18 protein-coding genes are annotated in these 22,027 nt (G+C 64.3%); 13 read left to right on the plus strand and 5 right to left on the minus strand.

Annotated features, from left to right (window positions below; all coding sequences use genetic code 11):
• Positions 1–110: 110 nt before the first annotated feature.
• On the minus strand, positions 111–1,637 hold the full coding sequence (locus V5279_RS10735) for an amidohydrolase family protein (protein ID WP_338697143.1): 1,527 nt from the start codon (positions 1,635–1,637) through the stop codon (positions 111–113).
• 312 nt (positions 1,638–1,949) lie between these two features.
• Here V5279_RS10735 and V5279_RS10740 point away from each other — a divergent pair, with 312 nt between their 5' ends.
• The 3 genes from V5279_RS10740 (at position 1,950) to V5279_RS10750 (ending at position 4,022) form a co-directional block, all read left to right on the plus strand.
• A complete protein-coding gene (locus V5279_RS10740) occupies positions 1,950–2,966 on the plus strand; it encodes an alpha/beta hydrolase (RefSeq protein ID WP_338697145.1) in 1,017 nt (338 codons plus the stop codon).
• A gap of 104 nt (positions 2,967–3,070) precedes the next feature.
• Complete coding sequence (locus tag V5279_RS10745) at positions 3,071–3,508, plus strand: VOC family protein (protein WP_166298762.1); 438 nt, start codon at positions 3,071–3,073, stop codon at positions 3,506–3,508.
• Positions 3,509–3,533: 25 nt separating this feature from the next.
• Complete coding sequence (locus V5279_RS10750) at positions 3,534–4,022, plus strand: VOC family protein (RefSeq protein WP_166298761.1); 489 nt, start codon at positions 3,534–3,536, stop codon at positions 4,020–4,022.
• 161 nt (positions 4,023–4,183) lie between these two features.
• On the opposite strand, the gene V5279_RS10755 is transcribed toward V5279_RS10750, so the two are convergent.
• Together V5279_RS10755 and V5279_RS10760 are read right to left on the minus strand one after the other, a co-directional pair.
• On the minus strand, positions 4,184–5,356 hold the full coding sequence (locus V5279_RS10755; protein ID WP_338697149.1) for a hypothetical protein: 1,173 nt from the start codon (positions 5,354–5,356) through the stop codon (positions 4,184–4,186).
• 14 nt (positions 5,357–5,370) lie between these two features.
• Positions 5,371–6,081, minus strand: coding sequence for a FecR family protein (locus V5279_RS10760; protein WP_338697151.1), 711 nt, complete (start codon positions 6,079–6,081; stop codon positions 5,371–5,373).
• A 224-nt stretch (positions 6,082–6,305) separates the two neighbouring features.
• Between V5279_RS10760 and V5279_RS10765 the strand changes: the two genes are divergently transcribed.
• Positions 6,306–7,610 (plus strand): phospholipid carrier-dependent glycosyltransferase, encoded by a 1,305-nt coding sequence (locus V5279_RS10765; protein WP_338697153.1) that lies wholly within the window; start codon positions 6,306–6,308, stop codon positions 7,608–7,610.
• 59 nt (positions 7,611–7,669) lie between these two features.
• Here V5279_RS10765 and V5279_RS10770 read toward each other — a convergent pair whose 3' ends face one another.
• Complete coding sequence (locus V5279_RS10770) at positions 7,670–8,302, minus strand: OmpA family protein (RefSeq protein WP_338697155.1); 633 nt, start codon at positions 8,300–8,302, stop codon at positions 7,670–7,672.
• A 159-nt stretch (positions 8,303–8,461) separates the two neighbouring features.
• Between V5279_RS10770 and V5279_RS10775 the strand changes: the two genes are divergently transcribed.
• The 3 genes from V5279_RS10775 (at position 8,462) to V5279_RS10785 (ending at position 11,439) form a co-directional block, all read left to right on the plus strand.
• Positions 8,462–8,704: a hypothetical protein gene (locus V5279_RS10775; protein ID WP_338697157.1), complete on the plus strand. Its 243-nt coding sequence runs from the start codon at positions 8,462–8,464 to the stop codon at positions 8,702–8,704.
• 107 nt (positions 8,705–8,811) lie between these two features.
• Positions 8,812–9,975: a winged helix-turn-helix domain-containing protein gene (locus tag V5279_RS10780; RefSeq protein ID WP_338697159.1), complete on the plus strand. Its 1,164-nt coding sequence runs from the start codon at positions 8,812–8,814 to the stop codon at positions 9,973–9,975.
• Between the two features lie 138 nt (positions 9,976–10,113).
• Complete coding sequence (locus V5279_RS10785; protein WP_338697161.1) at positions 10,114–11,439, plus strand: MFS transporter; 1,326 nt, start codon at positions 10,114–10,116, stop codon at positions 11,437–11,439.
• A gap of 502 nt (positions 11,440–11,941) precedes the next feature.
• Here V5279_RS10785 and V5279_RS10790 read toward each other — a convergent pair.
• Complete coding sequence (locus tag V5279_RS10790; protein ID WP_166294930.1) at positions 11,942–12,976, minus strand: IS110 family transposase; 1,035 nt, start codon at positions 12,974–12,976, stop codon at positions 11,942–11,944.
• 311 nt (positions 12,977–13,287) lie between these two features.
• Here V5279_RS10790 and V5279_RS10795 point away from each other — a divergent pair, with 311 nt between their 5' ends.
• The 6 genes from V5279_RS10795 to V5279_RS10820 all read left to right on the plus strand — a co-directional run bounded on the left by V5279_RS10795 (position 13,288) and on the right by V5279_RS10820 (position 21,908).
• A complete protein-coding gene (locus V5279_RS10795; protein ID WP_338697163.1) occupies positions 13,288–14,394 on the plus strand; it encodes an efflux RND transporter periplasmic adaptor subunit in 1,107 nt (368 codons plus the stop codon).
• 57 nt (positions 14,395–14,451) lie between these two features.
• Complete coding sequence (locus tag V5279_RS10800; RefSeq protein ID WP_338697165.1) at positions 14,452–17,589, plus strand: efflux RND transporter permease subunit; 3,138 nt, start codon at positions 14,452–14,454, stop codon at positions 17,587–17,589.
• A gap of 21 nt (positions 17,590–17,610) precedes the next feature.
• Positions 17,611–18,219: a TetR/AcrR family transcriptional regulator gene (locus V5279_RS10805; RefSeq protein ID WP_166298752.1), complete on the plus strand. Its 609-nt coding sequence runs from the start codon at positions 17,611–17,613 to the stop codon at positions 18,217–18,219.
• Positions 18,220–18,381: 162 nt separating this feature from the next.
• A complete protein-coding gene (locus tag V5279_RS10810; RefSeq protein WP_338697167.1) occupies positions 18,382–19,005 on the plus strand; it encodes a flavin reductase family protein in 624 nt (207 codons plus the stop codon).
• Positions 19,006–19,339: 334 nt separating this feature from the next.
• Positions 19,340–20,563, plus strand: coding sequence for an SMP-30/gluconolactonase/LRE family protein (locus V5279_RS10815; protein WP_338697169.1), 1,224 nt, complete (start codon positions 19,340–19,342; stop codon positions 20,561–20,563).
• 154 nt (positions 20,564–20,717) lie between these two features.
• The gene (locus V5279_RS10820; RefSeq protein ID WP_166203831.1) at positions 20,718–21,908 is read left to right on the plus strand and encodes an integrase core domain-containing protein; all 1,191 of its coding nucleotides are present in this window, start codon (positions 20,718–20,720) and stop codon (positions 21,906–21,908) included.
• The last annotated feature ends 119 nt before the right edge of the window (positions 21,909–22,027 follow it).

Consider the following 22,027-nt stretch of genomic DNA (forward strand, 5'->3'; position numbering starts at 1 on the left):
GCGGAAGCGTCGAACCCGGAATCTCGCGCCACAATATCGAGATTCCCCGATGCGCAATTGCGCATCTGAGGTTCTCGCTTCGCGAGCCCCGGAATGACGAGGGGTAAGAGTTACGCAAACACCCGGTGATCGATCGCCCCGTTCGGCACCACATAGCCGTAGCGCGTATTCGACGGCTCCGCGCCTGCCTTCTCATACTGCGCCTTCATCATCGCGAAGCGATCGCCTTTCAGCTCGAGCATCGCGCGCTTCGGCTGGACGTTGTAGAGCCGCGCATTGTTGTCGCCGAAGATCGCCGCCTTCACCGGTCCGTCGGCGGGCCCAAGCGGCGCGTAGCCGAACTTCTTCTGCATCACTTCGGGGATTTCCAGCCGCCGCAGGCCCTCGATCTGCCATTGCGGCGCGCCGGTCCACAGCGCGTCGGTGCCCCAGCACACGTGATCGACGCCGAGCCCCTTGATCAGGGTGCCCATCAGCGCGGCGCAGACATTGGGCTCGGCGACGAGGGTGGTCGCGAACAATTGCCCGACATCGCCATAGACATTGCTGACGCCATACTGCGCCGGGATGTCGGCGAGATCGCTGGTCCAGGCGATCCGGCCGGTGCGCTCGAATTCGGCGAGCGCGACCCTTGGGTCGCCGCCCACATGGCGATAGGCCGAGTGATAGATCACGAAGTTGAGCTGCGGCCAGTCCTTGGCGGCCTGGCCGACATCGGCGACGTCGGCAAAGCCGCGCAGGTTCGGATATTGCTTCTCGATCCCGGGCGGGAACAGGCCCTTGTGGACGCAGACATTCTTGATGCCCGCCTTCACCATCTTCTCATAGCCCTTGTAGGCGACTTTCTCGTCGTCCAGCCGCCAGGGATAGCGGCTGATCTCCTTGTGGGTGTTGTCGCCGATCGTGTAGCCCTTGCAGGATTCAGGCTTCAGCGCCAATGCGGCATCGAGCTTGTCGAGCCAGCCGGGCTGGCCGGGGGTGAAGATCGCGTGGCAGAACACCCGGCGCGAGCCGGCCTCGTCGTTGATCTTCTTGCGCGCGTCCGCCATCTGCTCGTTGGTCAGGAACCAGTCCTGCTCGATATCCGACGGCGCCGAGGAGATCAGCGAAATCTTGGTGTCGGAATCGAGAAACATCTCCTTCTTGTAGTTGTTGAACTTGAGATCCTCGATGGTCTGCTCGTGGTCGCTGAGCTGCTTGTTCCAGCCGGCCTTGCCGACCGCCTTGCGCATTTCCACGAAGCCCATGATCCGGGTGTCGTCGCGCAGGAAATGCGTGTGCATGTCCATGATGAACTGGTCCTTCAGGCCGTTGGCGCGCTCTTGCGCCATCGCGGGCGTCGCGGCCTCGGCCGGGGTCACGTCGAACAGCTCCCCGTAGACCTGGTTCATCGCGACAAAGGAGGCGGCCATGCCGGCCGCGGTCTGGAAGAATCTGCGGCGGTCGAGGCCCTGCTTGCCGCCGAGATCGTCGGCCATCGCGAGCAGCCGCGCCTCGACCTCGCGCTGCCGTTCGTTCTGCGGATCGGGATAGAACTCGTCGCTGGAGACGATCTGGGTCGGGATCGGCGTTGGGTACTGGCACAGTTCGGAGGGCATCAAGGCGGCAAGTTCTTCGTCGGTCAGATTGCTGCTCATTCTTCGCTCCCGCTTCTCGCCGGATATTTCCGGTCGGACCGGGGCGGAGACTAGGACCAAGTCCATCCGTCGTCCGCGCCGATTGCCGGAAACAGCATTCACAAAATCGTGCATCGCATTTGCCGTCATTGCGGGGAGCGTACGCGACGAAGCAATCCATACTCCCGCAGCAAGCGGCGCCATGGATTGCTTCCGCCTTCGCCAAGGCTTCGGCGGACACGTCGCTTGCGCTCGCAATGACGGTTGTGGATGCTAGCATTGTGCAACCCAGGGGCCGAACGAAGCCCCGTCGTTCAGAAGGGGAGGCGAACCATGACGAATTCCGACCATTCGCGGCGCACCATCATCAAGGGCATCGGCGTTGCAACGGCAGCCGGTGTGCTCGGCGAAGCGCCGGCGCGGGCCGCAAGCGCAGTTCCGGCCGAAGGTGAAATCTGGAGCAGCGAATACTGGGCGAAGAAGGGCGACATCCCCCTGTGGATGTTCCGCAAGCGGATCGGTGCGCCGAAGCAAGGCGAGCCGCCGCGGCCAGTGGTGTTCTTCGTCCACGGCTCGTCGGTGACATCAAGGGTGTTCGACCTCACGGTGCCGGGCAAAGGCGAGTATTCGCTGCTCAATGTCTTTGCGCGCTACGGCTTCGATTGCTGGACCATGGACCACGAGAATTACGGCAAGTCGGGCCGCACCTCGGGTAATGCGGATATCGCAAGCGGCGTCGAGGATCTGAAGGCCGCGGTCGAGGTGATCGCCCGCGAGACCGGCGAGAGGCGATATCACTTCATCGGCGAATCCTCCGGCGCGCTGCGGGCCGGCGCCTTCGCGATGGCCGCGCCTGAGCGCATCGACCGCCTGGTGTTCGCCGCCTTCACCTACAAGGGCGAGGGCTCGCCGACGCTGGCAAAGCGCGCCGAGCAGCTCGCCTATTACCGCAGCCACAACATGCGCAAGCGCGACCGCGACATGATCCGCTCGATCGCGACCCGCGACCGGCCCGGCACATCGGACCCCGCAGTGATGGAGGTGCTGGCCGATGTCGAGATGCAGTTCGGCGACCAGATCCCGACCGGCACCTATCTCGACATGACCGCCAATCTGCCGGTGGTGCATCCGGAGAAGGTGCCGGCGCCGGTGCTGCTGGTCCGCGGCGAATATGACGGGATCGCGGCGGTCCCCGACCTCGAGGAGTTCTTCAACAGACTGCCGAACGGCGATCGGCAGTTCATCATCCTGCCTGGTACCGCTCATTCGGTGGCGCTGGCCACCAATCGCGAGCTGTTCTGGCATGTGACACGGGCATTTCTGACCATGCCGACGCCGATCGTGACCTGACGTCGGCCTGCGGCAGGACGCCGCAACAACAAACTACGCGGCGATGTCGGGAGGTGGCCATACGGTTCGTCCTCGGGGCACAACCCCGAGAAAAGGAGCCGTTCATGGCCAAGCCGACAATGATCTTCGTCAACCTGCCGGTCAGCAACCTCGCTCGCGCGACCGCCTTCTATGAGGCGATCGGTGCGACGAAAAATCCGCAATTCTCTGACGACACCGCCTCCGGCATGGTGATCTCCGACACCATCCACGTCATGTTGCTGACCCACGACAAGTTCCGGCAGTTCACGCCGAAGACAATCGCCGATGCCCGGACCACGAGCGAGGTGCTGATCTGCCTGTCCGCCGAGAGCCGCGACGCAGTCGACGGCTATGTCGCCAAAGCCAAGGGCGCCGGCGGTACTGCCGATCCGTCGCCGCAGCAGGATTACGGCTTCATGTACGGTCGCAGCTTCGAGGATCCCGACGGTCACATCTGGGAAGTGATGTGGATGGACGTCGAGGCCGCGATGAAGGCGCAGTCCGCCGCGGTCACCGCCTGAGCGCGCGCCGACAAGGAGCTCATCGATGTCAAAAGTGTCACCCTGCCTGTGGTTCGACGGCGAGGCCGAGGAGGCCGCGAACTTCTACGTCTCGCTGTTGCCGGATTCCCGCATCGACAAGATCCAGAACAACATCATCGACGGTCCGGCCGGAAAGGCCGGCACCGTGCTGGTGGTCGAGTTCACGCTGGCCGGTCAGCGCTTCATGGCGCTGAACGGCGGGATGCGGATGGAATACACCCATGCGATCTCGTTCTCGATCGACTGTGTCGATCAGGCCGAGGTCGATCGGCTCTGGGCCGCGTTGCTCGCTGGTGGCGGCAAGGAGGATCAGTGCGGCTGGCTGCGCGACCGCTTCGGCGTGTCCTGGCAGATCGTGCCGCGCCAGCTTCACAGCTATATCGGCGGCGCCGATGCGGCCGGCGCCGCGCGCGCGATGCAGGCGATGCTCGGGATGATCAAGCTCGACGTCGAAGGCCTGCGCCGCGCCTATGAAGGCAAGGCGGCGGCTTAACCTTCTCCCTCGCCCCGCTCTTGCGGGGAGAGGGTTGGGGTGAGGGGCCCATCCGCGATAACGGTGACAAGTGCGTTCGCGGAGGTTCCCCCTCACCCGAAATTCGAGCGACGCTCGAATTTCGACCTCTCCCCGCAAGCGGGGCGAGGTGGGCGCGCACCCTAATAATTGATCCTCAGTCCCACGCCGCCGTGAACCGTGTTGCCGACCGGCTGCGGCCCGGCGGTGCCGTTGACGAACAGGTCGGCGATCCAGCCCTTGGTGATGCGGAAGCCGACGCGGCCGCCATATTCGAACCAGCCCTGGTTGCCCATCGTTGGCACGATGGTGCCGTCGCCGGTGACGGTGGCGACGATGCCCGAATGGGTGGCGAAGGATTGCACCCAGCCGCCATTGATGTTGGTTTCGATGTTCGATCCGAACAGATGCGTCCACTGGCCGCCGATCTTCACCAGGCTGGTGCGATCGGTGCCGTCGGCGATCGTTGCATCGAACGGATTGAAGGCGACAGCGGGATCGCTGTAGCCCTTGACCCGCTGCCACAACTGCCAGACCTCGACCGAAGCCGCGAGCTCATCACGCGCCGACAGCCGGTTGATCCAGCCTGCGCGGCCGTAGACGCCGTAATTCTCACTCGAGGTCTGGCTGGTGATGGACACCGGGCCGAGGCTCGTCGCGTAGTTGCGGGTGTAGCGCACCTTCTCGGACGGCGAGAGGATGGTGCCGACGTCGAAGAACGGCCGCGACGAACCCCAGTCGACAAAGTCGTAGCGCAGCGCGAAGGCCCCAATCGGCGCGCTGGTGACGTTGTAGCCGCCTTCGCCATATTGCGTGTAGGCGATGCCGGCGAGCAGCGACAGGTTCGGCGTGATGGTCTTGCGGCCATGGATGCCGGCCGAGAACGAGCCGGCCGAGCCGAAGGCGCTGACGCAGTCGTTGCAATTGACCTGCTCGTTGACGCCGAGCAGCACCGTGCCGAGCACCCTGTTGGTGATCATCTGGTTGAAGCGCTGGTCGGCGAGGCCGTTGATCGAACCGCCGCTCGACGGCGCGCCAGTGATCGGTGTCGGGGTTGGTGTCGGCGTTGGAGTCGGAGTGGGTGTTGGCGTCGGTGACGGCGTTGGTGTGGGCGTAGGCGACGGCGTCGGCGTTGGTGTCGGAGTAGGCGTCGGTGTGGGGGTCGAATTACAGTTCGGCGATGCCGACAGCGTGCCTTCGGGAATTGAAGTACAGTTCGGCGTTGGAGTCTGCGCCTGGGCCGGCGCAGCCAGTGCCTGCAGCATTGCAAGCGACAGCGCCGTCGTCAGAGCGACCCACAGAATCAACTGATGCATGCGCCGTATCATGCTCAGCGTCCGCACAGCATGCCGGTGGGGTCGTCGTCGACCGGCGGCGTCACGGGCGTCGCATCGGCGAACTGGGTGACGGTGCAGAGCCCCGCCGCCTGGCTGCAGGTCGCGGCAAAGGTCCAGGGCGGAGTGTTGGTCTTCTGGATCGTGGTGCGGCCGCCGCTCGAAGTGATGATCGCGGTGTCGCCGGGCTGGGTCAGATCGAGGCACTGCCGGTTCGACGTGCACACCGTCGATGCGCCCTCCTGCAACACCACGGTGGTCTTGCCGCGCTGTGACAGGATATCGAGCACGGTGCCACGAACGCCGATGGTCGCAAGCGGTGTTGTGATCTTGTAGGCGGCCTTGTCGGAGTGGCCAGTGACGAAGCGGAACGCGCCGGAGGTGAGGCGGATCGCGACATCGCGGTAGTGATGCTCGTCGTCGAACACGGTGCGGTCGAGCTTGAGCGAGGAATTCGGGCCGAGCGAGAGGTTGGTGCTGTCAGCCATCACCAGCCGCGTGGCGCTCTCGAGACCGGTGCGCACCGTCTCGTCGCGCAGCAGTGCGTCGCCGACATTGATCGGCGTGGTCGCGGCCGCAACGCGGAGGACCTCGTTCTTCACCATGGCCGCTTCGCCGACGCGCGTCTGCGCCTGAGCGGGATGGGCCGTCAGCGCGACTGCAAGACCGAGCGCAAGAATGGAGAAAATGCTGTGAGGTGAATTCATTGCAATACCGATCGACCAACCCTGGCATCGTATCGGATCGCCCATGCAGCTGATATTGTATAATTGTCACAAGCTCTGCTGAGTTGAAGCGGTGCTGATGAATTCGAGGACGTTCAAGGAGTGGGCATGAAAGTGAGTTCTGATCACATTCGTCACATACGTCACACCCACCGGCGTAGCTCACACTTCGCTCACACTCGTTCCCCCCGAACCGTGCTCACGTTTTGAACATCGCATCCGAATCTTCTTCCGTTCTGTGGCGGCCCGCCGCGCGCACGGCGATCGTTGCGGCAATCATCTTCATCGTCGCCCATGTCGTGCTGCTGCTCGGGATCACGGCGCCGGACAAGCTCTATTTCGATGAGGTGCACTACGTGCCGGCGGCGCGGCAGATGCTATTGCCGGTAGCGCAGGAGCCGATGCTCAACCCGATGCATCCGCCGCTCTCCAAGGAGATCATCGCCCTCTCGATCAAGGCGTTCGGCGACGTGCCGCTCGGATGGCGCTATCCCGCGGCGCTGTTCGGCGCGCTGGCGCTGGTCGCCATCTATCTCGGCGGGCTCGCGCTGTTCGCGTCGCAGGAACGCGCCATCGCGGCGGTGCTGCTCGCCTTCTTCAACCAGATGCTGTTCGTGCAGTCGCGGATCGCGATGCTGGATATTTTCGCGCTCGCCTTCTGTCTGTTCGCGATCGCGGCTTTCGTCCACGGCTTCAGGCAGCAGCGGCCGCAGTCTGCCTTCGCGCTGGCGGGGTTAGCAGCGGGGCTTGCGTGCGCCTGCAAGTGGAGCGGGCTGTTCGTGCTCGCGACCTGCATCGCGATCGTCGCGGTGATCCGCTTGATGCAGGGCTGGCGCACGCGCTTTGCCGATGCCGATGCGGAAGACTGGTACCGGCCCGATTTGTGGCCGGATTTCCGTCTCCCTCACTTCATCGTCTGTTTCGTGCTGATTCCGTTGATCGTCTATCTCGCGACCTTCGTGCCGCTCTCCGGCCTCTCGTTCTCCGGCCTCATCGAGGCGCAGCGCCGCATCTTTGCCGACAACACCACAACGGCGATTGCAGGCCACACCTATATGAGCTCGTGGCCGTCCTGGCCGTTCCTGGTGCGTCCGGTCTGGTATCTGTTCGAGAAGGTCGGCGACGACGCCTTCGCGGCGATCGTGTTCCTCGGCAACCCGCTGGTGCTGTGGCCGGCCTTGATCGCGCTGATCGTGGCGCTGCGCGACTGGATCGTCAGGCGCCGCCGCGATGCGTTTCTGGTGCTTGCGTTCTACCTCGGCCCGTATCTCGCCTGGGCGCTGCTGCCGCGCACGCTCGGCTTCATCTATTACTATCTGCCGGCGGCGTGTACCGCGAGCTTCGTGCTGGTCTACGCATTGACGCGCAAGGGGGCGCCGCGCTGGCTGTTGTGGGCTTTCGTGGCGGCCGGATGCGCCGGCTTCATCGCGATGCTGCCGGTCACGGTCGCCGCGATCGGGACGTCGATGGCGACCTTCAACCGGCTGATGCTGTTTCAGAGCTGGATCTGATGGTCTTTGAATAAGGCGATCCGCCTGCCGAGGGGGAAGCGGATCGAGGCTGCGGGAGGTTATTTCGACGCGGTCTTGGTATCCATGTTGACGACCTGCACCCGGCGATTGGTCGGGTCCATCGGCGCGTTCGGATCCTTCGGCCGGGTCTTGCCGTAGCCGACGGTCACGAGGTCCGAGCCGTTGAGGCCGTAACGCTCGACCAGATACTTCTTGATGGTGTCGGCGCGGCGTTCCGACAGGTCCTGGTTATAGGCTTCGCCGCCGATCGCGTCGGTGTGGCCGGCGACGACGAAGGTCGAGCCCTTCATGCTGGCATCCGACAGCGCCTTGCCGAGCTCCTGCACCGCCTGGGTCGAGCCCTTGGCAATCTCCGCCGAGTTGTAGTCGAAGTGAATTTCCAGATCGATCTTCGGCTTGGTAGCGGCGATGTCGGCGATTTCCTGGCGTTCGCCGAGCGACAGCGAGCGGGTCTGCCGGTTGCGAACGGTGTTGAGGAAGCTCGCCTCCTTGGCCGAAGCGGCCGGGTCGACCTGCGTATCGGCCGAGAGGCCGCGGGTGGCCGACTTCGGCTTCAGCGCATTGAGGATCTGGGCGGCCGGAACGGTGTCGCTGCCGGCCAGTGCCACGCCCGCCGTCATCGACAGCGCAGCGGCGATTGCCGAAAGAGACAAGGAAAGAGAGCGGGTCATGGGTTTCGTCCTTAAATATGCGGCCAGCCAAGTTTGGCTTGCTGTCGTTTTGATGCCGAGAACCTAGGACCGGTTCAAAACCCGGTATGTGACATAAGTCACAGTTGGATGTGCAGGACCTGGCTTGTGCCAGCCAGGGCAGCGGAGAGGGTGAGCACCATGGCCCAAATCAATCGCGTCCTCCGCTCGATCAATGACGAGCATGCCGCGCGCTGCGTCGATATCTTCCTTCGCCCTGAAGGGACCACCGGCTTCGAAGAATACCGGCGGGACGTCGAAGACATCAGCGGCTGGTTTCCGGTTGGCGGTCATGCGTCCCGGGTGTTTCAAGAGGAGAGCGCCGCACTCGAGGCAGCGATGCGGGACGTTCCCTGGTTGCGGCGGGTCGTCGGATCGGCGTAGCCGGTCCTGCTCGCCCGCAAACACCGAAGCCTGCATGATTGTGCGCGAGCAGATTTCCGTCGCCCGGCTCTCCACAGCGGCGCGAATCTCACTACATTGCTGGCGCAATGCCCCGCGCCGAAGAACCCCTTTCGCTGAACAATGCCGCCGCCCGCCATATCTGGCTGCGCGCGCAGCGGCTCGATACCCAAGCGCCGTTCGGGCAGGGGGCTTCAGCCGTGGCGGCCGCCGTCGACCATCTCGGCTATGTGCAGATCGACACCATCAACGTGATCGAGCGCTGCCATCACCACATCCTGTTCACCCGGATTCCGGACTACCGCCGCGCCGACCTCAAGCAGGCGCAGAGCACCGACAAGAGCGTGTTCGAATACTGGACGCACGCGCTGTCCTACATTCCGTCCAAGGACATCGGCATCTTCCTGCCGGCGATGAAGGCGCACAAGCGCGAGGGCCATAAATGGTTCTCGTCGGTAACGGCGGCCGATACGCGCAAGGTGCTGCGGCTGCTGCGGGCCGGTCCGCTGACCATCCGCGACATCGAGGACGACGTGCTGACCGAGAAGGAGCATCTCTGGCAGAGCCGCAAGCCCTCCAAGCGCGCACTGCAGCTCGCCTTCTATGGCGGCGTGGTCACGATCAGCGAGCGCGCCGGCATGCTGAAGACCTATGAGCTGATGAGCAGGCACTTCGGCTGGGACAAGCCGCCGAAGCCGGCCCCGGCCTCGGCCATAACAGCCTATCTGCTCGACCGCGCGCTGCGCTCGCAGGGCATCGTCAGCCTGGATTCGATCTGCCATCTCGACGCGCCGAGCAAGAAGGCGGTGCGCAGCCTGATCGAGGCGAGGGTGCGCCGCAAGGAGTTGGTCCGGGTCGCGCTCGACGGCGCCGGCAAGCAGGAGCATTGGGCGCCCCCCGAGGTGCTGGAACAGAGCGGCGAGGGGGATCCTGCGCTGGTCCACATCCTGTCGCCGTTCGATCCCCTGATCATCCAGCGCAAGCGCACCGAGCTGTTCTTCGGCTATGGCCACCGCTTCGAGGCCTATGTGCCGAAGCAGAAGCGCCTGTTCGGCTATTTCGCGCTGCCCGTGCTGGTCGGCGACGACATCGTCGCCGCCCTCGACCTCAAGACCGACCGCCAGAACAAGAAACTCCTGATGCAGAAATGGAGCTGGGTCGGCAACGGCAAGAAACAGGCGTCGCGCAAGGAGCTCAAGCGCCGCATCGAGGAGGAGCTCGACCGCTTCGAGCGCTTTCAGCTGGCCGAATAAGTCCAGCTCGATCCGTCGTCACCCGCCGCCGGCCGCCGCGTCGGTTCCCGTTTGACGCTGTGTGCTATGAGTTTTTGCCATTGCTCAATGCGGAGCCAGCCAATAATCCTCTGGGCAAGCAACACCCTGGGGGAACTGATGAGCCAGACCGCAACCATTGCGCCAAGCACCGGCGCCCGCAGCGAGATCGAGACGACGACGATCCGCGCGATTTCCTGGCGGCTGATTCCGTTCCTGATCCTAGCCTACTTCTTCTCCTATCTCGACCGCGTCAATCTCGGCTTCGCCGCGCTCACCATGAACGCGGAGCTGAAATTCTCGCCGGTGGTGTTCTCGTTCGGGGCCGGCATCTTCTTCATCGGCTATTTCATCTTCGAGGTGCCGAGCAACCTCGCGCTGGAGAGGTTCGGTGCCAGCAAGTGGATCGCCCGCATCATGGTGAGCTGGGGCATTCTCTCGGCCCTGATGGCGGCGGTCTATGACGAGCACAGCTTCTACGCGCTGCGCTTCTTCCTCGGCGTTGCCGAGGCCGGCTTCTTCCCCGGCATCATCCTCTATCTCACCTACTGGTTTCCGGCCGAATACCGTGCCCGCTTCCTCGCCGCCTTCGCGCTCGCAGTTCCGATCTCCACCGTGATCGGCGCGCCAATCTCCGGCCTGCTGCTCGGGCTGGACGGCGTCATGGGGATGCAGGGCTGGCAGTGGCTGTTCATCATCGAGGGCGTGCCCTCGGTGCTGCTCGGCATCGTCACCTGGTTCTATCTCACCGACCGGCCGGAGAAGGCCGATTGGCTCTCGGCCGAACAGAAGGCGTGGCTGAAGGCGAAGCTCGACGCCGAGGTCGCGGCCAAGCAGGCGGCGAAGCATTTCAGGCTCGGCGAGGCGCTGTCTTCGCCGAGGGTGCTGGCGCTCAGCGCGATCTATTTCGGCTTCGTCGCCTCGCTCTACGGCATGCAGTTCTGGCTACCGCAGATCGTCAAGGCGTTCGGTCTGACCAATGCGCAGACCGGCTTCGTCACCGCGATCCCCTATGCATTCGGCGCCGCCGCGATGATCCTGTGGGCGCGGCATTCGGATGCCACGCGCGAGCGTGTGTTCCATGTCGGCGCGCCGCTGTTGCTGACGGCGCTGGCGCTCGGGGTCTCCAGCTACATCACCGATCCGACCATGACCATGGTGGTGCTGACCGTCGCCGCGATCGGCGTGTTCTGCACCTTCGCGGTGTTCTGGACGCTGCCGACCGCCTGGCTGTCCGGCACCGCCGCCGCCGGCGCGATCGCGCTGATCAACTCGATCGGCAACCTCGCCGGTTTCGGCGGGCCCTATCTGATCGGCTGGGTCAAGGAGGCCACCGGCAGCACATCGACCGGCCTGCTGGTGCTGTCGCTGTTGCCACTCGCGGCGGGCCTCTTGGTTTTCCTCGGCAACCACGAGACCAAGACCGAGTTCGCCGACGCGAAGTAAGGATAACGCCAGCGTAGCCGAGCCTTCGCCGCAAACATAGCTGTCATCGCCCGGCTTGACCGGGCGATCCAGTACGCCGCGGCGTCTCGTTTCAATTTCGACTGTCTCTGGAATACTGGATCGCCCGCTTTCGCGGGCGATGACAGTTTTGGGCGCAGCGATCGCCGTAGCCCGGATGGAGCGCAGCGCAATCCGGGGACCGTCCCTCGATTCGCGAGGTCCCGGATTTCGCTTCGCTTCATCCGGGCTTCTGTAACGGGCCTTTGTAAGTCAATCCCTTTTTGCGTGATCCACTCGCCGGGCACTTGCTTCTGTACGGGATCGGCGCGAAGGCCGTCGCCTGATGGGGTGCATTGAGGAGCCGGCCGGCCAATCTACGGAAGCGTGGTTGTGAGCCACTTCCCGGATGGCGGCCTGACCGGATCCATCGTCCCGGCGCAGGGACCTCGCTCAGGGAGAGCCTGGTGTCGTGGCCCGCCCAGAACCGATTGCTGCTCCTTGCTTAGGTTGCCGAGGCCTTGGCCATCGGGTTGAACGGTTTGGCGTCGGCGAGCATGCGATGCAGAACGACGGCGAGCTTGCGTGCGAGCGCCACCTTGGCCTTGCGCAGGCCTGCGCGCCGGGCGATCCGCATCGCCCAGCCTTTCAGCGCCGAGCAGTTCCTGACCGGCTTGGTCAGCATGACGTGAGCCGCCTGATAGAGCGCCTCGCGCACGGAGGCATCGCCGATCTTGCTGATGCGGCCGGTATAGTCGGTTTCGCCCGATTGGTACTTCTTCGGGGTGAGGCCAAAATGCGCTCCCGTCGCCTTCGAGGACCGGAAGCGCTTCGGGTCGTCGACCGCCGAGGCGTAGGTAAGCGCCACGATCGGGCCGACGGACGGTGTCGTCATCAGGAGGCGGGCTTGAGGGTGCGACCTGGCGAGCTTTTGGGTGTGCTTATCCAGGCCATTGAACTCGCGCCGCAGCACGGCGTGGGCTTCGAGCAGCGCCTGTGCCACGATCTCAAGTCCGGGATGGCCCGCTACGAGCTCCCGGATGCGTTCGGCGAACGTGCGCTCGGTGGTCGTGCCGACCTTCAGACCGAAGCCGCGGAGCACGCCGCGCAGGCTGTTCTCGATGTCGCGCAGCTTGGACTGCAGCAGCTTGCGTGCCGTCAGAACCGCCCGCGTCTCCTGCGCTTCGATCGACTTGCAGTGCACCGGCCGGAACCAGCCCAGCCGCATCAGTTGCGCGATCCCGCGGGCATCGTTGCGGTCCGACTTCACCGGCATCGCCTTGAAGGCATCGCGGACGTGCCGCGTCTCCAACAGTTCGACTGCCAGGCCCGCATCCCGCATCGCTGCGTAGAGCCATTGCGACAGCGGACCAGCCTCCAGCCCGATCCGTTCCAGCACCAACCCCAGCGACCGCAACCAGGTGATCAAGGCCTCCGGCTCACTCGCAACCCTCGCCTCGCGCAAAATCTTACCTGTCCCATCGACAAGGCAGACGCTCGAGCATTCCAAAGACACGTCGATTCCTGCATAGTGGTACATGGTCGTCCCTTAATGATGCTTGGAGCGGGCTTGCCCGACTCCGTTTATTGACACCATCAGTTTGAGGGACGACCGCCTTCCAACCAACAGGCCGCTCGCGAGCGCGCTTCCAAATCGCGCCGTAGCGAGCGGGCGGCCGGCCCGTTACCCCATCTACGCATCTTCCACGTTCCAACTCCAACTCGAACATCGCCGATCCCGCGCCCGACTCCGGCCCGTCCTCACGAATTGGTTATCACTGACGAATATTGACATTTGTCAGTGATAAATCGATACTCTTCATCAGTCGTCAGCCCGATGGAGATTTCCCGATGTTCGCCCGTTCCATTTTCTCGAGCTATTACAGGCTCTTGACGGGAGCCGCGCTGGCTTTTGCGGTGTTCGCGCTGGCCGGCTGCAATGAAAAGGCGGCCGAAAAGGCCGATCCGGGACGCCCCGTTCTGGTGGCGACCGTCCATTACGAAGCCGAAACCCCTGAGCGCAGTTTTGTCGGCACCGTGAAGCCCCGTATCGAAGCCGATATGGGCTTTCGGGTTGCCGGCAAGGTGGCCAAGCGGCTGGTCGAGGTCGGACAGACAGTCGACGTCGATCAGCCCTTGGCCACCCTCGACGAGGTCGATCTGAAGCTGCAGGCCGAGCAGGCGGAGGCCGAGTTCCGCGCCGCCACCGGCGTGCTGGCGCAGGCCGCGGCCGCCGAGCAGCGTGCCAAGGACCTCAAGGCCAAGGGCTGGACCACCGATGCGCAGCTCGATTCCGCCAAGGCTGCCGGCGACGAGGCCCGCGCCCGGCTGAACCGCGCCGAGCGTTCGGTCGAGCTGACCAAAAACTCCCTCTCTTATGCAACGCTGGTGGCCGACACCCGAGGTGTCGTCACAGCGACCATGATCGAGCCCGGCCAGGTGGTTGCCGCGGGCCAGGCCTCGATCCGTGTCGCCCGACTTGGCGAGAAGGAAGCTGTCGTCGCGATCCCAGAGACGCTTCTTGCTCGTGCCAGGTCGGGCGTTGCCACGGTGACGCTGTGGTCGGATGCGAAGAAGACCTATGCCGCAAAACTGCGCGAGGTCGCGCCGCAGGCTGATCCCGCCACCCGCACCTACCTCGCAAAGTTCTCGCTGCCGGACGCCGACGAGGCCGTCTCGCTCGGCATGACCGCAACCCTGACCTTGGCCGACAAGGCGAGCGAGCGCGTAGCGAAGCTGCCGCTGTCGGCGCTGTACAGCCAGGGCGGCGATCCCTCGCTCTACATCGTCGACGACAAGGGCGAGGTCGCACTGAAGCCGGTCAAGGTGACGGCCTATGAGAGCAACAACGTCGTCATCTCTGATGGCGTCGACGAGGGCGCCAAGGTCGTCGCCCTCGGTGTGCAGAAACTCGATCCGACCCAGAAGGTGCGGGTCGTGTCGTCGCTGTCGTTCTAACCCTCGCAATATCAGCGCAAACGGTTCTGGGACTTGATCTAGAACTTGGAGAGTTCGATGAAGCGCTTCAACCTTTCGGCCTGGGCGGTCAGCCATCCGACGCTGGTCCTGTTCCTGATGCTCGTGCTCGGCGTCGCCGGTTTCTTCTCCTACGAGAAGCTCGGCCGCGCCGAGGACCCGTTCTTCACCGTCAAGGTGGTGAACGTCTCGGTGATGTGGCCGGGCGCGACCTCGCAGGAAATGCAGATGCAGGTCGCCGATCCGATCGAGAAGAAGCTGCAGGAGCTGCCGTTCTTCGAGAAGGTGCAGACCTATTCCAAGCCGGGCTTCACGGCGATGCAGGTCACCTTCCGCGACTCGACCCCGCCGAAGGACGTGCCCTATCTGTTCTATCTCCTGCGCAAGAAGCTGGTCGACGTGCAGGGCCAGCTGCCGTCGGGCATCCTCGGCCCCGTGGTCAACGACGAATTCTCCGACGTCGATTCGATCCTCTACATGATGACCGGCGACGGCGCCGACTACGCGCAGCTCAAGAAGGTCGCGGAAGGCTTCCGCCAGCGCTTGCTGAAGGTGCCCGGCGTGACCAAGGTCGACCTCTACGGCACCCAGGACGAGCGCATCTATGTCGAGTTCTCGCATGCCAAGCTTGCGACGCTCGGCATCACGCCCCAGGCGCTGTTCGACTCGCTCGCCAAGCAGAACAACGTGACGCCTGCCGGCACCGTCGAGACCTCGTCGCAGCGCGTGCCGCTGCGCGTCACCGGCGCGCTTGACGGCGTCAAGGCGGTTGCCGAGACGCCGGTCGAGAGCAACGGCCGCGTGTTCCGGCTCGGCGATATCGCGACCGTCAGCCACGGCTATGTCGATCCGCCGAGCTTCACCGTGCGCCAGGAAGGCAAGCCCGCGCTCGGCATCGGCGTCGTCACCGCCAAGGGCGCCAACATCCTCGAGCTCGGCAACGAGGTCGAGAAGGCCACCGCCGACTTCATGAAGGCGGTGCCGCAGGGCGTCGAGGTCGAGCAGATCGCCGATCAGCCCAAGGTGGTCGAGCACGCCGTCGGCGAGTTCGTGCACTCCTTCGTCGAGGCGCTCGCCATCGTGCTGTTCGTCTCGTTCGTCGCGCTCGGCTGGCGCACCGGCATCGTGGTGGCGCTGTCGGTGCCGCTGGTGCTCGGCATCGTCTTCATCGTGATGAATGCCATGTCGCTCGATTTGCACCGCATCACGCTCGGCGCGCTGATCATCGCGCTCGGCCTCCTGGTCGACGACGCCATCATCGCGGTCGAGATGATGGTGGTGAAAATGGAGCAGGGCTGGGACCGCTTCAAGGCCGCATCCTTTGCCTGGGAATCTACCGCGTTTCCGATGCTCACGGGGACGCTGGTCACAGCCGCTGGCTTCCTCCCCATCGGCTTTGCCAATTCGGCGGTCGGCGAATATGCCGGCGGCATCTTCTGGATCGTGGCGATCTCGCTGGTCGCCTCCTGGTTCGTCGCGGTGATCTTCACGCCCTATATCGGCGTCAAGCTGCTGCCAAACATTAAGGTGCACCAGAACCACGATCCGCACGCGATCTACGAGACGCGGATGTATCGCGGCCTGCGCAGCGTGGTGCAATGGTGCGTCGATCATCGCGTCAAGGTGGTGGTCGCGACCGTCGGTGTCTTCGTCGCCTCGATCGTCGCGTTCGGCCACGTTCAGCAGCAGTTCTTCCCGCTGTCGGAACGGCCCGAGCTGTTCCTGCAGCTCCGCCTGCCCGAGGGCACCGCCTTCGGCACCACCGAGAAGGCAGTCAAGAAGGCCGAGAGCCTGCTGAAGGACGACAAGGACATCGAGACCTACACCGCCTATGTCGGCCAGGGCTCGCCGCGCTTCTGGCTCGGCCTCAACCCGCAGCTGCCGAACGAGGCGTTTGCCGAGATCGTGATCCTCGCCAAGAACGTCGACGCGCGCGAGCGCATCAAGGCGAAGCTCGAGCAGGCCGCCGCCGATGGTGCGCTGAACGAGGCGCGGGTCCGGGTCGACCGCTTCAACTTCGGTCCGCCGGTCGGCTTCCCGGTTCAGTTCCGCGTGATCGGGCCCGACGCCAACAAGGTGCGCGACATCGCCTACCAGGTGCGCGACGTGATGCGCCAGAACCCCAACGTCAAGGACGTCCAGCTCGACTGGAACGAGCAGTCGCCCTACCTGAAGCTCGCCGTCGACCAGGATCGGGCGCGGGCGCTCGGCTTGACCCCGCAAGAGGTCTCGCAGGCGCTGGCGATGCTGATCTCGGGCGCGCCGGTCACCACGATCCGCGACGGCATCGAGAAGGTCGGCGTGGTCGCCCGCGCGGTGCCGTCGGAGCGGCTTGATCTCGGCCGGGTCGGCGATCTCACCATCACGTCACGTAATGGTGTGGCGGTTCCGCTGCAGCAGATTGCGAAGATCGAATATGCGCATGAGGAGCCGATCCTGTGGCGGCGCAACCGCGACATGGCGATCACCGTGCGCTCCGACGTCGTCGACGGCGTGCAGGCGCCCGATGTCACCAACCAGATCTCGCCGAAGCTGAAGGACATCCAGGCCCATCTCGAGCCTGCCTACCGGATCGAGCCCGGCGGCGCGTTCGAGGAATCGGCCAAGGGCAATGCGTCGATCTTCATCCTCTTCCCCGTGATGGTGATGGTGATGCTGACGCTCCTGATGATCCAGCTGCAGAGCTTCTCGCGCCTGTTCCTGGTGTTTCTGACCGCGCCGCTCGGCATCGTCGGCGCCTCGCTCGGGTTGAACGTCGCCAACCAGCCGTTCGGCTTCGTGGCGCTGCTCGGCCTGATCGCGCTCGCCGGCATGATCATGCGCAACGCGGTGATCCTGGTCGATCAGATCGAGAGCGACGTGTCCTCCGGCCTGACCCGGCGCGAGGCGATCGTCGAGGCCACCGTCCGGCGTGCCCGGCCGGTGGTGCTGACCGCGCTCGCCGCGATCCTCGCCATGATCCCGCTGTCGCGCTCGGCGTTCTGGGGCCCGATGGCGATCACCATCATGGGCGGTTTGTTTGTTGCGACTTTCCTGACCTTGCTGTATCTGCCGGGCCTTTACGCCCTCTGGTTCCGCAAGACCCTCGAGGAGAGCGGCCCCGAGCAAACCGATACTGCGCCGCAGCATGCAGGAAAGGGACAACTCGCATTTCCGCTTGCTGAGGCTGCCGAATAATTGAAGATTGAGCAGGCCAACATGACGCTGATCCAGGAACATAGCGAAACCGACACCCGCGAACGGATTCTCGTGGTGGCGGAGCGTTTGTTCCGGCAGATCGGCTACCAGAAGACCACGGTGGCTGACATCGCCAAAGAGCTGCGGATGAGCCCCGCCAACGTGTATCGCTTCTTCGATTCGAAGAAGTCGATCCACGAAGGCGTGGCGCGCGGCCTGATGGGCGAGGTCGAAATCGAGGCGCAGCGCATCGCGCGCTCGGAAGGGCCGGCCGCGCCGCGCTTGCGCCAGATGATGACGACCATCAATCGCATGAACACCGAACGTTATGTCGGTGATTCCAAGCTGCATGAGATGGTCGAGGTCGCGATGCAGGAGGACTGGGACGTCTGTGTCGCCCATATGGAGTGTATCGCCGCTATTATCGGCGAGGTGATCGCGCAAGGAGCCGCGTCGGGCGAGTTCGAGGCCCCGGACCTGCAACTCGCCTCGCTGTGCGCCTGCACCGCGATGATGCGCTTCTTCCACCCCCAGATGATCGCCCAGTGTGCGACCAAGCCGGGCCCGACCATCGACCAGATGATCGATTTCGTGATCGCCGGCCTGTCGCCGCGCATCCGCGCCAATTGAGCGCCAGCACTGACGTTTTCGTCAGTTGACTCTTCCCGTATTGCAGGCAAATCGGGTTTGTAGCCCGGATGGAGCGCAGCGTAATCCGGGGCCATTTCCGCTTGTGAGACTGTCCCGGATTGCGCTGCGCTCCATCCGGGTTACCGTGGAGAGGAACGAGGCGTGACCGCAAAAGACCTGCACTTCTACGAGCCGAAGAACGGCCACGGCCTGAAGCACGACCCGTTCAACGCCATCGTGGCGCCGCGGCCGATCGGCTGGATCTCCTCGCGCGACAAGGGCGGCAACGTCAACCTCGCGCCCTACAGCTTCTTCAACGCCTTCTGCTACGTGCCGCCGATCATCGGCTTCTCCTCCACCAACTGGAAGGACAGCGTCGCCAACATCCAGGACACCGGCGAGTTCGTGTGGAATCTGGCGACGATGGATCTGGCCAAGCACATGAACGCGACGGCGGCGCATGTCGCGCGCGATGTCGACGAGTTCAAGCTCGCAGGCCTCACGCCGGTCGCCGGCAAGCTCGTCAACGTGCCGCGCGTCGCCGAAAGCCCGGTGTCGTTCGAATGCAAGGTCAGCCAGATCGTCCAGCTGCAGGGCGCCGACGGCAAGAAGGCCGAGGCGTGGCTGACGCTCGGCGAGGTCGTCGCCGTCCATATCGACAAGGCCTTCATCAAGGACGGCGCCTACCAGACCGGATTGGCCCACCCGATCGTCCGCGCCGGCCGCCGCGGCGACTATTTCGAGATCAAGCCGGAAAACATGTTCGAGATGATCCGGCCGGATTAAGTGCTGCTATCCTCTCCCTCTCCCCGTTCTTCACGGGGAGAGGGCTGGGGTGAGGGGCCGTCTCCGCGAGCCGTGAGCGTCGTGAGACCTGTACCCCCTCACCCGGAACGCATCTGGCGATGCGTTCCTTACCTCTCCCCGCAAGCGGGGAGAGGTAAGGAACGTCGCTCTCTGCGGTGCATTTGCACGCTCCGCGACGACGGCCCGCACCACAACAATGTGAAATTTCAGCGTGCAGTGATGAAAATCCGTCACTCGCAACCTCCAAGCGAGCAGTCTAACCTCCCGCGCGCCAGGCCGGATCAACGGCCGGCCAACAGAGTGGGAGGATGTGATGACACATCAAGAACGGCGCGATCCGAACGTGTCACGTCGAACGCTTGTCCAGGGATTGGCGGTTGGGGCAGCCGCCGTCGCAACCGGCGTCAGTAGTGCCCTGGCCCAGAACGCCCCCGCGCCGGTCGGGCCGCCGACCACGATCACCAGCCCGCCGCGCGACTTCAGTCCGCGCGGTGCGCCGACCACCTATTTCTGGGACCCCGACATCATCGCGGTCGATCCGTCGTTCAACGATCTCGCCCAGCCCAACACCTCGATCAAGCGGCTTCATACCGGTCTGTTGTGGGCGGAAGGTCCGGCCTGGAGCGCGCAGGGCCGCTATCTCTTGTGGAGCGACATCCCCAACAACCGGCAGATGCGCTGGTCGGAGGATGACGGCCATGTCAGCGTCTTCCGCACGCCGTCGAACTACTCGAACGGCAATTCGTTCGACTTCCAGGGCCGCCAGCTGTCCTGCGAACATCTTACCCGCCGCGTGACGCGTTACGAGAACGACGGCACCGCGACCGTGCTCGCCGATTCCTATCAAGGCAAGCGGCTGAACTCCCCGAACGACGTGGTCGCGCATCCCGACGGCAGCTACTGGTTCACCGATCCGCCCTATGGCGGCCAGCTCTATGAGGGCGAGCCTGATGCCGCCGGCGGACCAGGCAATCCGGCCGGCAAGCTCAATCCCCGGATCGGCCAGCCGGCGGGCTTCGTGCCGGCCAAGCGCGAGTTGCCGACCAATTGCTATCGCATCGATCCGTCCGGGCGCATCGATCTCGTGGTCAGCGAGGACCAGGTGCCGGACCCGAACGGCCTCTGCTTCTCGCCGGACTTCAAGAAGCTCTATGTAGTCTCGACCGGCAAGGGACCGGGCGACACCGGCCCCGGCGGCAACGGTGACGTCTTCGTGTTCGATGTCGGCGCCGACAACAAGCTCGCCAACGGTAAGCGCTTCAGCGATTTCACGATCGACGGCGTGAAGTGCGGACCCGACGGCATCCGCTGCGACGTCAACGGCAATGTCTGGTGCTCGAGTAATGCCGGCCGCGCGGTCGGCTACAGCGGCGTGACGGTGTGGTCGCCGGAAGGCAAGCTGCTCGGCCGCATCCGGCTGCCCGAGGTCTGCGGCAACATCACCTTCGGCGGCCCCAAGCGCAACCGCCTGTTCATGGCCGCAAGCCAGTCGCTCTACGCGGTCTACACCGCGACCCAGGGCGCCGGGCCTGCCTAAAGTATCCGCGTAGGAAACTGCGCTCCCTCTCCCGCTTGCGGGGGAGGGCTGGGGTGGGGGCTCTTTCCACGGTACAGACCGGATAGATACCCGACAGTTTAGACCGGCATGATTGCCGACAGGTTTCTAGAAGCATCGGCGGGAGGGCCCGACGATGCCGTTCAGAGAGACCAGTCGGATGGAAGAGCGTATCCGGATGCTTATGGAGTACGAGAGCGGGAACTGGAGCGTGTCGGAGTTGTGCCGCCGTCACGGTATCTGCCGCGACACGTTTTACGCATGGCGCCAGCGGAAGCAGAGCGGCGATCCGGAGTGGTTCAGGGACCGTTCGCACGCGCCGCAGCAATGCCGACAAACGACCGATGCGGCGATTGCAGAGAAGGTGATCGCGGCTCGGCAGCGCTTTCCCTATCTGGGACCGCGCAAGCTGCTCGCCCTGCTTGACCGCCAGGCGCCGGAGATCGATTGGCCGGCGGCGTCGACGATTGGGAGCATTCTCAAGCGCGCGGGGCTGATCTCGCCGGTGAAGCGCCGCCGCCGTCCGCTCGACCAGCGGCGTCCCTGCACGCCGGTGCAGGAGCCGAACGACGAGTGGAGCGTGGACTTCAAGGGTTGGTTCCGCACCCGCGACCAGTGCCGGATTGATCCGTTGACGGTGGCTGACAGCCACAGTCGCTTCCTGATCGAACTGCAGATCGTCGCACCGACGACCGAGGGCGTCCGCCCCCGCTTCGAGAGGGCTTTCCGCGAGCATGGCCTGCCGCGGGCAATCCGCTGCGACAATGGTTCGCCGTTCGGCTCGCGCGGCGCCGGCGGTCTCACCACATTGTCGGTCTGGTGGCTGAAGCTCGGCATTACGCCGCACTTCATCCGTCCGGCCTCGCCGCAGGAGAACGGTCGCCATGAGCGCATGCATCGCACCTTGAAGGCGCAAACATCGAGCCCACCGGCAGATAATGCGTCCGAGCAACAGGCCCGCTTTGACGCCTTCCGAGAGCATTACAATAAGGAACGTCCTCACGAAGCGCTGGGCCAACGGCCGCCGGAGGACGCCTATCGAGCATCTCAACGCACCATGCCGGATCGCGAGCAAGACCCCTGGTATGACGCCGATCACCAGGCCCGCCGTGTTCGCGGCAATGGGGAGATTAAATGGAAAGGCAAGTTCGTCTTTATCGGTCAGGCGCTGGTGAACGAACTTGTCGGCATCGCCGAACTCGATACCGGTGACCACGTCGTCCGCTTCTGCGACCTCGACGTCGGTCTCATCGACCGCCGCGGCCTGTTCACCCGGTTCGCTCCGCCTCGTGAGGGGCTGCGCGAACCGGGCGAACAGACCGCTTAACCCAAACTGTCGGGGATCATGCCGGTCCAAAATGTCGGGAATCATGCCGGTTGAACACACGAGTCGCATTGTGGAGAGAGCCCCCACCCGCATCGCATCTTCGATGCGATGCGACCTCC

Origin of the sequence: Bradyrhizobium sp. 26S5 (genome assembly GCF_036923295.1) — a bacterium.
Taxonomy (GTDB): Bacteria; Pseudomonadota; Alphaproteobacteria; order Rhizobiales; family Xanthobacteraceae; genus Bradyrhizobium; species Bradyrhizobium septentrionale.